Below are 14,300 nucleotides of genomic sequence, written 5' to 3'. Positions count from 1 at the left end.
CCTTAAATTATTCCAAATCCTAGCAATCTTAATTTACCACGTGAATTTGAAACTTTTATTTTTATTATATCTCCCACATTAATAGGCGACCATTCGTTTTGATTTTTATTATTAACAAAGAATGCTTGATTCATTGTTGAATCGCTCACTTCTATAACAAAAAATGATTTTCCATTTAATAATGTTTTTCTTACAACTTGTACTGCAATTTCTGTTGTTATGGTATCAGGAATTGTTGATAATTTATATTTAAATTGCTTTTCGTATTCAATAGTTGGAAAAGCATTGTAACACGCACCTAATAAAGATATTTCATTTGTTGATTCATAATTAATATCTCTTTCAACTTCGTCGTGAACCATTGAAAGATAGCCCGATTTGGTCAATTTTTCTTTGGCTTCTTGCCAATTATTCATATTTGAAACTAACTTAAAACATTCTAAAAGGTTTTTTACTGCATTTTCAATAAATTTCATATGACCAAAATCACGAAAAACATTTGCCCGGACCAATAGATCTAAAGCGTTCTCGGTCAAACCTGCAAATCTTAATCTTATAATAGTTTCGTTTAAATTGTTTGTAAATGGACCCAATTCATTTATTGAACTCATTATTTTGCTTACTCCGTCATTTCCGAAGCCTTTGATTAAATCAAATGGTAGATAAATTTGTTTATTTTTTATTAAACAAGCATTTAGAGAGTGCAAAATGTTTGGTGAGTTAACTATATAATTTTGTTTTTTTATTTCTTCAACATATTTACCAATTTTATCTTGTGCACCTCTACTATTTGAAATTAATGCTGAATAAAAAATTAAAGGGTAATAAGTTTTGTAATAGGCCATTTTCATAGTTAGATAAGCATAAGACACGGCGTGAGATTTATTAAAACCATATTCTGCAAATTGTTCAATGTTCTTATAAATTTTCTTAATTTGTGAAATTTCTAGACCGTTATTTAAAGCACCTTGAATAAATTTGTCTTTGTATTGTTTAATTTCATCTTCATGCTTTTTACTGATTGCTCGTCTTAAAAAATCAGCTTCAACAAAACTCATTCCAGCTACTTTTTGTGCTATCAACATAATTTGTTCTTGATATACCATAATACCGAATGTTGGTCGTAATATTTCATCATAAACTGGATGAATTTTTTCTATTAAATCAGCGTCTTGTTTATTTTGCGCATAGTTTTTAATATATTTCAAAGGACCTGGTCTAAAAAGAGAAATAATTGCGTATAAATCATCGAATGAGTTTAACTGAACAGTTGCAATAGTTTTTTTCATTCCTGGAGATTCTAATTGAAATATCCCTTCGGTGTAACCTAAATTCAATCTTAAAAAAGTGGATTGGTCATTTAATGCCATTTTGGCTGGATCGTTATCAAGCAAATTATCAAACCATTCATTTTCAGGAATAAAATATTCCATGTTTTGTACCTCTGTTAATGTCTTCAACCCTAATAAATCAATCTTTAATAATCCAAATTGTTCTGTATAGTCCATTGTAAGTTGAACTTGTTGATAACTTCCATCATTTGTTAAAGAAGCCGGCGCATAAGATATTATTGGTTGCTTAGAAATAATTAACCCAGCTGGATGATAACTCTGTTGACGAGGAAGCCCTTCAATTTTTAACGCATGTTCTAATAACTCTGGGTAATTGTCAATGGCCAACTTAAATTTAATGTTGCTTTGCATTGCCTCGGTTAATGTTTCACTAGTGCTTAAAGTTTTTGATATTGCATTAATTGTAACTAAACTAATTCCCAATACCCTTCCGACATCTCTAATCGCCATTTTAGCGCCAAAGGTTTGAAAAGTTGAGATTAATGCAACATACTCATTTCCATATTTGTTTTTTAGATATTCAAAAACTTCCATTCTTCTGTCATCTTGAATATCTATGTCAATATCAGGTCATGACACTCTTTGGGGATTTAAAAAACGCTCAAATAATAAATCATATTTTAAAGGGTTTATAGATGTAATATTTAATAAATATGAAATGAATGACCCTGCGGCACTTCCACGTCCTGGGCCAATAGCAATATTATTATTTTTTGCTCAATTCACAAGATCTTGAATTATTAGAAAATAATTTATAAAACCCAGTGATTTTATTGTTTCAAATTCATAAGCAAGTCTCTCTCGCCAAAGATCTTTATTTTTGGGCAACTCATGTGAAATTCTTGTTAAACCATCATTCAATAACTTTATTAATAATTTTTCATTATCTTCATCGTCATTATTGTTAAAGTCTGCTAAATTAAGTTTTTTTGAGGGTAATTTAAAATTACAATTATCAATAATGAAGTTAATTCTATCTATTATTATGCAGTCAGTTACTGAATTATCGAAATAGTCGTTTGCGAACTTATTTTCAGTATTATTTGACAATTTCTGAACAATATTTAGCGTGTCATTATCTTTTACGTATAAGAGTTTGTTTGTTTTGGTTATGATACTATTTTTAATAGAAGTATCATAGGAATTTACATAATAACTATCACTGATAATTAAATCCGTTTTTCCAGTTTTGGCATAATAACCTAATTCGGGGTGATCTATGATAAAGATATTTTCGTCAATGATTTCGTCAATATTTATTGTTGCATTTTTTGATTTTTTGAATATTAAAGAATTAATTTTTTGAAAACCTTTATAGTTTTTAGCTAGTAAAATGAATCTGTACTCATCCACGTCTAAGTCAACTCCAATAATCGGCTTAATATCATATCTTTGACAACTTTTAAGAAAAGCACCAAGACCAAATAAATTATTATGATCTGTTAAAGCCACGGCATTCAATCCGTGCTCTTTGCTTAAACGAACCAAGTCATCAATCCTAATTATTGAATCTAAAAATGTATATTCAGTTGTATTGTATAAGTTAGTATATTTATTCATATTAATATCATACTTAATTATTTTAAAAGTATTTAAAATAAGGAAAAAAGTATAAAAAAAGCAGGTTTTATTCTGCTTAATTAGTCTTCGTAAATTAATTTTCCTTGGATACGTCCACGTTCTAAATCATTATCAATAATTTCAACTTTAATGTTATCTCCGACTTTAACAATATCGGCTGGCGATTTAACGAAATGTTTTGGATGTTTTTTCATGTTGCTTATGTGGATTAATACATTTTGTTTAATTCCAATATACACGAATATGCCAAAGTCAGTAATACTTTGTACGCTTCCGTCTATAAGCATACCTTTTACAACATCCTCGGCTTTTAAAACGTCTTTCTTCAAAATATATCCATCTTTCTCGTCGCGAATGTCTTTGGTAGGGTTTTTAAGTGATTCTATAATTAATGCAACGTCAAACACATTGGAATTGAATTTTTTTGCTAGTTCTTCAATATTTTGATTTTCCAATGTATCGATGTCGATATCATCTAAATCTATTTCAAGGTAATCGCATATTTCAGTAGCTAATTTATATGACTCTGGGTGAATTGATGTTCTGTCAAAGAAATTCTTAGAATCATGAATTCTTAAAAATCCGATACTTTGTTCAAAAGCTTTTGGTCCAATTCCCTTGACTTTCTTCAATTGATTTCTGTTTTTGAATTTTTTAATCTCATTTCTATATTCAATGATATTTTCCGCCATCTTCTCGCTTAATCCAGAAATATAAGTAAGAATAGTTTTTGAAGCAGTGTTTAAATCTACACCTACTTTGTTGACGACTTTATCGATTTTGAAACCTAAGGCTTTAGACAAGTCTTTCTGATTTACATCGTGCTGATATTGTCCCACTCCAATTGATTTGGGGTCAATTTTAATTAACTCATTTAATGGGTCTTGGAATCTGCGCCCAATATTTACTGCAGAACGTTCTTCTACACTAAAATCAGGGAATTCTTCTTGTGCAATTTTGGATGCTGAGTAAACAGATGCACCGACTTCTGAAACAACAACAAATGCAATGTCTTCATTTTTGCTATTAGGTCTATTTTTCAATAGGTCAGAAATGAACTCTTCAGTTTCTCGTGAACCAGTACCATTCCCAATAGCAATAACATTAACATTATATTTGTCAATTAATTGGTTGACTATTTTGGTGGAAAGTATTTTTTCATTTCTTGGAGGTGTTGGATAGATAATATTTTTTGTTAAAAAGTTTCCTTGCGGATCAATTACAGCAATCTTACAACCGTTAACATAGGCTGGGTCTATTGCCAGCACTGTTTTATTTTTAACCGCAGGCCATAACAGCATGTTTTCTAAACTATTAGCAAACAATTCAACAGCTTCTTTTTCTGCTCTAGCAAACAAATCGGCTTTAATTTCTCTAATGATTGAAGGAAGAATTAGGCGGTCTAAACTATCTTTTATTGCTTCGTTAATGATTTTTCCGGTTTTTTTGTTTTTGAAATAAATATTATTTAACGTGTATAAAATTACATTTTCATTATAGTTTATGTCATAAGATAATATTTTTTTATTTTCTCCACGAGATATAGCCAGAACTCTATGATTTGGAATGGTTTTGACTTTTTCTGAATAATCATAATATTGTTGAAAATTTTGGTTTTCGTCAACTGCATTTTTCTTAATTTTAGTAACGATTTGTCCAAAGTTTCAGAGTTGTTTTTTTACATATTCTCTTGTTGAAGCATCCTGAGAAATTATTTGACTAATTATATATTGAGCTTGTTCAATAGCAAACTCAATAGTTGGCACACTATCATTTAAATATTTTTGCGCATCTTGATATGGATTGTACTTCGGATCTATATTATTCATTATTTCAAGCGCAAGTGGTTCCAAACCTAAGGCGATTGCTTCAGTAGCTTTTGTTTTTTTACCAACTTTAAATGGCTCATAAATATTTTCTACTTCCGACTTAGTTTCTGCTTTTTTAAGTTTATTTTCAATATCTTTAGTCAAAAGTTCTTTCTCTTTAAGGATTTCAATAATTGCTTCTTTACGTTTGTTTAATTCAACATCGTAAGTATATAAATCATTTATTTTTTGAATTGCTTCTTCATCGAGTCCGCCTGTTTGTTGTTGACGATAACGCGCAATAAATGGAACCGTTGAATTATCAGCCAATAAATTTAAAACTGTTTCTACTTGCCCCTCGGTTATGTTTAATTTTTTTGCTACATATGATATTGATATATTCATTTTCACCTCATTTCTAATTTCTATATTGTACTCTATTATTTTAAAAAAATACGGCTAAGCAGCCGCATTTTGGTTAATTATTAATGAATCTAATAAACCCACAGCAATTGCTGTTGTTTCTTCATCTATACTTCCTAGGAAGTGATTTGCTAATTCGGTTACAACTCTTGTTTTTTGCTCTTTTGTTAAGTTTGCTGTTATAGGTTTTAAATCATTAGAAATTAAATTAAGGTTTACTTTGGTTTTGGATGGATCTATACCCTCATCTTTTACTTTTTGAACAAAATCATTCAATGCTTGTTTGGCTTGTTGTTTTTGTTCTTCATCAACAGGTATTTGTGCAATACTTTTTACAAACACATTATAAGATTCTTCGGTTTTTGAAGTGCCATCCAAAATAGTAGAAATTAAGCTTGTTGTTGAATTAAATGTTTGGATTTGTTCTTGTGTCGGTTCTTTACTAAATGGAGTAATAGTTAATGTATTTGTTTCCTTATTGTAATCGGCACTAGGGGATTCGGTAAACGTTTCACTAATGTTTGAAATATTTTGTATGTTTTCTTTATCCATTGAAATTTTTATTGCTGTAGTCACTATTGGCAAGTATCTAGATAATCCCTTAATCTTTCCTTGTGACAATTTTTCCAACAAAGCGTCGTTTATCTGAATTGGTTTGTTATTATATCCAAAGATACCAGAAATATTAACCGTGGCCGACGCAAAAGGCAACGCCGATAGTGGGGCGACAGCCAAACCTAACGTTTTAACTAATAAGGTTTTTTTATTTCTTTTCTTTAGTTGGCGAGCTGTTAATCTTGAAATTTTCATTGATATTCCAGTGATAATCAATGCGATGATTTGGATTAAGGCCAGTATCACAAAGAGATTTAAACCCGCAATTATAGCCTCAATTTCTTCCTTGTAATTACTATAAGGTTCTTTACTCGTATCTATGATTTTTTCAACCCAATGTATTTTTGGGGCTATTGCAAAGGCTAAAACAGCGCCAATTGTTGTTAAAATTAACATTGTTATTGCGGATCAGACCCCTTTGAAATATCCTCATAAAGCCGCTATTAAGCAAAAAATGATAAATATCGCAATTGGCAATAAACCCATTGAAGGTTTGTCTGCGGAACCAAAAAATTTTTTTATTGGTTCGAGATAATTATTTAAAGTTTCCATGACTTTATTTTACTATTTAATATTTATTAAGATAATAATTTACTATCTTCCAATTTAAAAAAATAAAAAATCAGTAGTTTATACTGAAATTTAAAAATATTAGCTTAACAAACGTGAGTTGGGTTCCGCATTTCAAGGATTTTTTTTGTTTATTCTATCGATAAAAAGTTTTCCTTCGAGATGGTCAAGTTCATGTTGTGCGACAATTGCTAAATACCCTTCAAGATCCATTCTTACAACCTTTTTCTGTGTATATGAATAAGCTTCAAACACTATTCTGTTAGCTCTATAAACATAACCTTCTTGGCCACTTATGTTTCGTCCGACACTTAGACAACCTTCACCATCTTCTAATGAAATTTTAAAGTCCGACTTTGCTATTATTTTGGGATTGATGAATACATCTTTTATTTGATTTGGTTGTTTATTCAATAACAGAGGGTCTATTTCGGTAGTGTTTATATAAAACATATTTTTCAAAATACCATATTGAACCGCAGCAACACCAACACCTGGTTGAAATATCGTTCCTTCGGTTTGACTATCATCAATATGATAAATCATAGTTTCAGCTAATTCTACATCCTCGGGTCTTAATGGAATTGGAATATCTTTAGATTTTTGTCTTAGAACTTTATTTGGCAATTTAACTAATTTTACGTTGTATTTCATAGTTTAATTATAATACCATAAATAAACAATATTTTGCGAGGTGAAAAATGTTAAGAATAATTTCAGGAAAATATCGAAGATTGTTAATACAACAACCTAAAACAGATTTAACCAGACCAACTAAAGACAATATTAGAGAAGCCATCTTCAATTCACTAAGATTTGAATTAGAAGACACTATAGTTCTTGATTTATTTGCTGGCAGCGGTGCTATGGGAATTGAATCTTTAAGCAATAATGCAATGAAGGCATATTTTGTTGATATTAATAAAGAGGCCATAAAAACAATAAATGAAAATTTAAATAATCTAAAAATTCATAATGCTGAAGTCTATAAAATGAGTGCAATTGAGTTTTTAAAGACAAAAACAGGGCGTAATTTTGATTTTATTTTTATTGATCCGCCATATCAAGAATATCATTTGTTAAATCAATGTTTAAACCTAATTTCAACTAATAATTTTTTAAATGATTTAGGTTATTTAATAATTGAAACTGATGATATTAATAAAATTATTATTCCAGAAAACATGCTAATTCAGAAAACTAAACAATATGGCAAAACAACAATTTTGTTTGTTTCAAATAATATTTAAAAACCTCCTTCAAAAAAATATGTTCCGAAAACTACTGTAATTGAATACAAAAAGTCAACAGACACAACACTTCTTGATATGGCTGCTGCGTTCCCGCCCTGACCAGGTTACAAGGTTATTGTTCCATTGACTTAATTATTATAAACTAAAAAAATATATCTTTAAATTTTATATAATTTAAATATGAGAAGTTTTTCATATAAAGATATATCAAAATTAGCAAAAGTTTCTATCAGTACTGTTAGTCGCTATTATAATGGTGGCTACGTAAGTAAAAAAACAAGAGCTAAAATTGATAAAGTAGTTAAAGAACACGGTTATTACCCAAACAATGGTGCGAGACTGATAAAAGGAAGAAGTCGTTCGATATTCATCATTGTTCCTGAATGGTATGAAAATTCATATACCCATATCATGAACGGTATTGAACAGGGAGCAAAAAAACGCAATAAAAAAGTGTTTATTACTCACTCTGCCCCTGAACAAGACGAATATATCGAAACTATTAAATATTGTATGGCGTGAAAACCTAACGCGATTGTTTTCTTTTTACCTAAAACCGAAAATGAACAAATTATTAAATTTATCAGAGAACAAGTATTTGACTCTATAACGGTTGTATACGGCGAACAAATCGAAGGAGTTAACTGAGTTGACGTTGATGTGGAAAATGCGTTTTATTCTGTCACAAAAACGTTTTCTGATTATATCGAACCAAATCAACAGGTTATATATGCTGATGATAATAAGTTATCTCCAAGACAAAGAGAACTAAGATTTTCAGGTTTCCATAAAGCCTGCGATAAAATGAAGATTCAATATGAACGTTATTTTGTTGAAAATAAAAAAATACACGAATTACAAAAATTCCAAAAATTCTTAATTGATAACAAACACTCAAATGTTGTTTGTTCAACACATGAAACTTTCATTAACCTAGTGTCATCTAACGATAACCAACTAAGATTAACGGACATTGGTTTTCAATCAATTTATGACACTCAAAAGAAATATAAAACTAAAATTTTTATTGATTACCGCAAAATAGGTGAGCAAATCGAAAAAATGATATTTGACACTGAAATGGCCAAATTCAATGACACCTACACTCCAGGTGAGACGTTATCAAATTTATTCAAGCCAATGATCATTACACAAAAATAAAATGCCAAACGGCATTTTTATTATTTAAAATTTTTAAGAACCTTTTGAAGATAACGATCATTATCTCTTTTTTTGATAGCTTCTCTTTTATCAGCTTTATTCATTCCTGTTACCAAAGCAATTTCAATTTTTATTCTTGATTGATTATTAAAATAGATTTTCGTGGGTATTATTGTCGCATTACCCATTCTTTCTTTTTTGTTTTGAAGTCTAAGTAATTCATTATGGTGCATTAACAACTTTCGATCTTGCGTTTCGTCACATTTAACTAACATAAATTGTTTGAATGTAGCATTACTTAAATAAAGTTCGTTATTTTTGAAAAAACAATATGAATTAGTCAACTGTACAGTTCCAGCACGAGCTGATTTGACTTCTCAACCCTGTAAAACTATTCCCGCTTCGTATTTTTCGTGTATTGTGTTGCTATGCAGTCCTCTTCTGTTATCGCTTATAATTTTCATAGTAGTGAAATTATAACAATTAGGAAGTATTTTTGTCATAATAAACAGAATACATATTTGATAATTAAAAAATCGAGTACCTAATTGCCTCGATTTCTATAAGTATTTTTTAACAATGTTAGCTAATTCTTCGTATGTGTGGTATCCTGTAACTTGTTCAACAACTTCATTTTTGTTAAAAACAAATCAAGTTGGCAAGTTTCTAACAGCGAACTCTTGAGAAAGTTGTTTGTTAGCATCTACATCAACACGATATACATCAACACCATCATTTTCAGCTAATTCTTCCAACGAAAATTTAAAATTTCTACACGGCGGACATCATATAGCATGGAAAACTAAAACATAAGGTTTTTCGTGTTTGCCTTGAACGTTTTCTAAATATTCTTGTTCAGTAATTTCGTATAACATATTATTATTCCTTTCTAAATTTATATCGTTATTTTAATATAAAAACTTTATTTATCAGTATAAAAAACTGCTTTTTTTCATTTTTTTAGAATTTAATGAAAAAAGCAGTCAGACTGCTTTTTTTAAGTTAATTATAAATCAATATTTTTAACATACTTGGCATTTTCTTCAATAAATTCACGACGCGGGAAAACTTCATCACCCATTAAAGTTGTGAATGTTCAGTCAGCACGAGCAGCGTCTGCTATTTGGACTTGCAACATTTTTCTATTGTCGGGATCCATTGTGGTTTCTCATAGTTGCTCAGCATCCATTTCACCAAGACCTTTATAACGTTGAACGGTGATTTTTTGTCCATTGTTCATTTGTGCCATTAGTTCTTCTTTTTCTTGATCGGTATAAACATATTTGATAGTTTTACCTTGTTGAAGTCTAAATAAAGGTGGTTGAGCAATGTAGACAAAACCATACTCAATTAGAGGTCTAAAGTAACGATAGAAGAATGTTAATAGTAACGTTCTAATATGTGAACCGTCAACGTCAGCATCAGTCATAATAACAATTTTATGATATCTTAATTTATTAATATTGAATTCTTCGCCAACTCCAGTTCCTAATGCGGAAATTAATGATAGAATTTCAGCATTAGCAAACACCTTACTTGGTGTATTTTTTTCAACATTTATAACTTTACCACGTAGAGGTAAAATAGCCTGTGTTTCTCTGTTACGTCCATTTTTAGCCGATCCACCGGCTGAATTACCTTCGACAATGTATAATTCACTGATTTCAGCATTTTTCGATGAACAATCAGCTAATTTGCCTGGTAAAGAACCCGAATCAAATACTGTTTTACGGCGTGCAGCATCTCTTGCTGCTTGTCCAGCTAATCTAGATCTTCTGGCAGCTAAAACTTTTTGAATTAATAATTTAGCTTCATTGGGATTTTCGTTTAAAAAACGTTCTAGAGATTCGCTAAATACTTTATTAACAGCTCCACGCGCATCTTTATTTCCCAGTTTTCCTTTTGTTTGACCTTCAAAGACAGGTTCGGTGTGTTTAATTGAAATAATTGCAACGATACCTTCTTTAACATCATCACGAGTAAATTTTTCATCTTCAGATTTAATAAACGAATTAATGGTTGCGTAATTATTAATTAAACGAACAAGAGCATCATAGAAACCTAATTCATGTGTTCCACCTTCGACTGTAATGATGTTATTTGCGTAGCTTACAACATTACTTGTAATTTTTTCGTTATATTGCACGGCTACCTCAACAGCAACTGCAGGTTCATCGCCGTGCGAATATTCGCCTTCAGCATATATGACTTCTGGGTGAATTAATTTTTGACCTTTATTCAATTCTTTAACATAGTCAACAATCCCGCCTTCAAAATGGAATTCAATATTAGTAGTGTTATCTCTTTGGTCAATTACACTGATTTTAAGTCCACGGTTTAGATAAGCTATTTGTTTAGCGTGGTCAACAACAACGTTTTTATCAAACGGATGTTGATCCATGATACTGAAATCTGGGTGAAATTTAACTTTAGTACCAGTGTCATCAGCTTCAACAGAATTAATTACTGTTAGATGTTGAGCAATATGACCACCATTTTGGAAGTGCGCATAATGTAATTTACCATTCCGTTTTACTCAAACATGAAAATCGTCACTCAATGCATTTACGACCGAAGCACCAACACCGTGAAGTCCACCGGAAACTTTGTAGCTATCTGAGTCAAATTTACCACCGGCGTGTAGTACGGTAAGAACAGTTTCTACAGTTGATAAACCAGTCTCTGGGTGTGGGTCAGTAGGTATACCTCTACCATTATCTTCGATTTCTACGTATCCGTCATTGGTTAATGTTATTGTCACTTTATCGGCGTAACCGGCCATACATTCATCAACTGAGTTGTCGACGATTTCTCAAATTAAGTGGTGTAAACCCCTTGGGCCTGTTGAACCGATGTACATTCCAGGACGCACTCTGACAGGATCTAAACCTTTTAGAACCTTAATATTCGAGGCGCCATATTCTTTTATTTCGCTCATTATTTCTCCTTATTATTGTATCTTTAATATATATTAATATTAAATACTATATTCTAATTATATATGTTTTGAATTTTGTGAAAAATAATTTATAATTAATACATTAAAGTGTAACTAAATTTTTTTAGTGCAGTTTTTTTATTCAAATTACTCATGAAAGGAGAAAAAATGGAAAATTCTGAAAAAAAGAGTGAGTTTACCAGTGAGGAAAGCAAAAATCAAAAAGAATTTATTGCTTCAGAAACTAAAAATCAAGTTCAAAATGTCGATATTTTTACTCAAGAACCTGACAGCCCTGTTTCAAAAACTGTTGAACGTAAAAACACAAAATATAAATACACAAAATTGTCTAACTTTGTACTAAGACTCTCAAGATTTTACGCACCAATGCCAATGTGAAAACTTATGTTAATTACATCTGGTTTTGCAGTAGTTTTTGGGATTATTAGTGTGTTTTTAGTTAAAAACCCAGGTATTTATAACTTTGGAGCAGCTGCGTTTGGTCAAGCGACTGCTAGAATTACTAACGTTTTGCTTAGAAATAACCCAAATATTACTCCGGCAATTTATAACGTTATTGACCACGCCTTATTCTGAATCTTATATATTATTTTATCTATTCCTATTTTTATTTTTGGATGGAAAAAGACTGGAAAGGTATTTACAATGCTTACATTACTATTCTTGGTGGTGTCTAGCCTTGTTTCATTTGCTGTTGGGCAAATTCCTGGTTCAGATAAGTTATATATCATCGGAAACTTTTCACACAGCGATATCCCCGATGAATTAAAGAATTATATTTCAAGTGAATATTGATCTGGGAAAGATCAAATGTGACAATTGATTCCTTTAAGCTGAAATGATGCGGGTAACGTAATAGCACAAATTATTTTTGGTGTTGTGTATGGATTCTTGTTAGCATTTTTCTTTGCTGTGATTGCCATAATTGGTGGTTCAGCAGGTGTTACTGGAATTATTGGGGAATACATGTCTGTTGTTAAACAAAAAAACTTTGGAACAATTAATGGATACATTAATCTAGGTATTTTGGTTGTTGCAGTTGCTATTGGTTCATATCTACCAGGAAGCTTATTGATTAATTCATTCGCTAAAGGTATTTCTGCAACTGATACAGCATCAATAATGAACAGTGATTTCTTCAAAAATATGGAAACATGATTCGAAACTAATAAAGTGAACCTTACTGAATTTGAAAAAGGAAGAATTATTGAAACATTGCAACAATTTAAGGAATTAAGTTGGTCTCCAGCAATGTATTTCTCACCTAACTTTGTTTCAACTCTAATCTCTAACTTTGTCTTTGTATTTGCATTGAATAAATTATTTCCAAGATTTAAAATTGTTCAATGTAAAGTTTATTCACCTCATATGTCAGCAATTAAAGCTGCCATTATTGGCGACCAAAAAACAATTAATAGTTTTACAGTAACGGTGGGTGAAGGCGGTTACTCAGGTTCAAAAACCAAGGTATTATCATCAATTACTTTATACAAACAAGTTCCACGTTTAATTAAAAAGATACGTGCAGTTGACGAAAATGCATTGATTACGGTTTCGAATGTATCATCAGTTGATGGTAGATTATATATTCCGGACAGTAAATTTTAAAGTGGCGAACCCACTTTTTTATTTCAAAATTTAATTTGATTTAATATCGTTAAAAGATAATCATTAATCTATAATTAAACTATGCTATTAAACTATATTAAATATAAAAATAAAAAAGTTCCCGTTTATTTAGAAGATAATAAAAAAGATACAACAATATTATTTTGTCATGGAATAAATTCAAGTAGTGATTTTATAAGTAAACTTGAACCGTTTAAAAAAACTTATAATGTTGTTGCAGCTAATTTTATTGGTTCGAAATATACTCAAAAACCAAACCCAGACGAAATAAATATCGAAGACTGAATAAATATTGGAAAGTTACTGTTGAATTCTATAAAAACAAAAAATATTATTGTTTTAGGTCATTCGATGGGTGGTGTTGTAGCATTAAATTTAGCAGACGATAAACGTGTCAATAAAGTTATAATGATGTCTACCGTAAATCCCACAATGACTGAAAATAATAGTTATAGTATTTTAAAATCAGCAATAGCACCCACAAATTTTGTATCAGATGTAATCGGAAAGTTAATTGTAAAAGTGAGTGAAAAATTCAAAAAAACAGCTAAATTGGTTGAATCATTTAGTAAAAAAGGTGTGTGAGCCTCCTTACTTGAAAAAGTTATCTTGAATAAAGAATATCTGGATTCATTGGGCGAACTATATTCAGCAAATGCCAAAAAGATGAATTTTGTAGTAGGGTCTAATGATGCAATAATTGGTGCAAAACATTTTGAGAAGTATGCAAACGAACTGGGTATTCCTTTTACCATAATTGGCAAAGGACATTCACCAATCAAGGATGATCCAATAAAGGCAAATGAATATTTAAATTCGTTTTCTTTAAACAAAAATAGACATTGGTGAAACAGATTTGTTACGATTAAAAAACACAAAATTGAATTCAGTAGTTGAAAAGACATCGATGACTTAAATACTGAAATATTAGAAGAATTAGGAGAATAAC

General features: G+C 30.4%; 11 protein-coding genes and 1 other RNA gene. 4 read left to right on the top strand and 8 right to left on the bottom strand.

Annotation, left to right across the window (positions count from 1 at the left end; all coding sequences use genetic code 4):
- Positions 1–2: 2 nt before the first annotated feature.
- The 4 genes from dnaE to def all read right to left on the bottom strand — a co-directional run bounded on the left by dnaE (position 3) and on the right by def (position 7,003).
- Positions 3–2,912: a DNA polymerase III subunit alpha gene (gene dnaE, locus HLA87_RS01725; RefSeq protein WP_171111312.1), complete on the bottom strand. Its 2,910-nt coding sequence runs from the start codon at positions 2,910–2,912 to the stop codon at positions 3–5.
- An 80-nt stretch (positions 2,913–2,992) separates the two neighbouring features.
- A complete protein-coding gene (locus tag HLA87_RS01720; protein WP_171111311.1) occupies positions 2,993–5,146 on the bottom strand; it encodes a helix-hairpin-helix domain-containing protein in 2,154 nt (717 codons plus the stop codon).
- A gap of 54 nt (positions 5,147–5,200) precedes the next feature.
- Positions 5,201–6,331, bottom strand: coding sequence for a hypothetical protein (locus HLA87_RS01715; RefSeq protein WP_171111308.1), 1,131 nt, complete (start codon positions 6,329–6,331; stop codon positions 5,201–5,203).
- A 99-nt stretch (positions 6,332–6,430) separates the two neighbouring features.
- Positions 6,431–7,003 carry a peptide deformylase gene (gene def / locus HLA87_RS01710; protein ID WP_171111307.1) on the bottom strand — a complete coding sequence of 191 codons (573 nt, stop codon included), beginning with the start codon at positions 7,001–7,003 and terminating at the stop codon, positions 6,431–6,433.
- 47 nt (positions 7,004–7,050) lie between these two features.
- On the opposite strand from def, the gene rsmD reads away from it, so the two are divergent.
- Complete coding sequence (gene rsmD, locus HLA87_RS01705; RefSeq protein WP_171111305.1) at positions 7,051–7,599, top strand: 16S rRNA (guanine(966)-N(2))-methyltransferase RsmD; 549 nt, start codon at positions 7,051–7,053, stop codon at positions 7,597–7,599.
- A 41-nt stretch (positions 7,600–7,640) separates the two neighbouring features.
- Here rsmD and ffs read toward each other — a convergent pair.
- An RNA gene (ffs, locus tag HLA87_RS01700) (signal recognition particle sRNA small type) lies at positions 7,641–7,737 on the bottom strand.
- A 45-nt stretch (positions 7,738–7,782) separates the two neighbouring features.
- Between ffs and HLA87_RS01695 the strand changes: the two genes are divergently transcribed.
- Positions 7,783–8,763, top strand: coding sequence for a LacI family DNA-binding transcriptional regulator (locus HLA87_RS01695; protein ID WP_171111302.1), 981 nt, complete (start codon positions 7,783–7,785; stop codon positions 8,761–8,763).
- A 20-nt stretch (positions 8,764–8,783) separates the two neighbouring features.
- Here the strand turns inward: HLA87_RS01695 and smpB are convergent, their stop codons facing one another.
- The 3 genes from smpB to gyrB form a co-directional block, all read right to left on the bottom strand.
- On the bottom strand, positions 8,784–9,227 hold the full coding sequence (gene smpB / locus HLA87_RS01690; protein ID WP_171111300.1) for an SsrA-binding protein: 444 nt from the start codon (positions 9,225–9,227) through the stop codon (positions 8,784–8,786).
- A gap of 96 nt (positions 9,228–9,323) precedes the next feature.
- Positions 9,324–9,638, bottom strand: coding sequence for a thioredoxin family protein (locus HLA87_RS01685; protein ID WP_171111298.1), 315 nt, complete (start codon positions 9,636–9,638; stop codon positions 9,324–9,326).
- Positions 9,639–9,769: 131 nt separating this feature from the next.
- Positions 9,770–11,701 (bottom strand): DNA topoisomerase (ATP-hydrolyzing) subunit B, encoded by a 1,932-nt coding sequence (gene gyrB, locus HLA87_RS01680; RefSeq protein WP_171111297.1) that lies wholly within the window; start codon positions 11,699–11,701, stop codon positions 9,770–9,772.
- A 168-nt stretch (positions 11,702–11,869) separates the two neighbouring features.
- On the opposite strand from gyrB, the gene HLA87_RS01675 reads away from it, so the two are divergent.
- Both HLA87_RS01675 and HLA87_RS01670 read left to right on the top strand, forming a co-directional pair.
- Positions 11,870–13,330 carry a DUF2179 domain-containing protein gene (locus tag HLA87_RS01675; protein WP_171111294.1) on the top strand — a complete coding sequence of 487 codons (1,461 nt, stop codon included), beginning with the start codon at positions 11,870–11,872 and terminating at the stop codon, positions 13,328–13,330.
- Positions 13,331–13,411: 81 nt separating this feature from the next.
- On the top strand, positions 13,412–14,299 hold the full coding sequence (locus tag HLA87_RS01670; protein WP_171111292.1) for an alpha/beta fold hydrolase: 888 nt from the start codon (positions 13,412–13,414) through the stop codon (positions 14,297–14,299).
- The last annotated feature ends 1 nt before the right edge of the window (position 14,300 follow it).

The sequence above is a fragment of the Mycoplasma miroungigenitalium genome, assembly GCF_013008635.1.
Classification (GTDB): domain Bacteria; phylum Bacillota_I; class Bacilli_A; order Mycoplasmatales; family Metamycoplasmataceae; genus Mycoplasmopsis; species Mycoplasmopsis miroungigenitalium.
The sequence above is the reverse complement of the archived record's forward strand: the minus strand, read 5'-3'. Positions and strand labels throughout refer to the sequence as shown.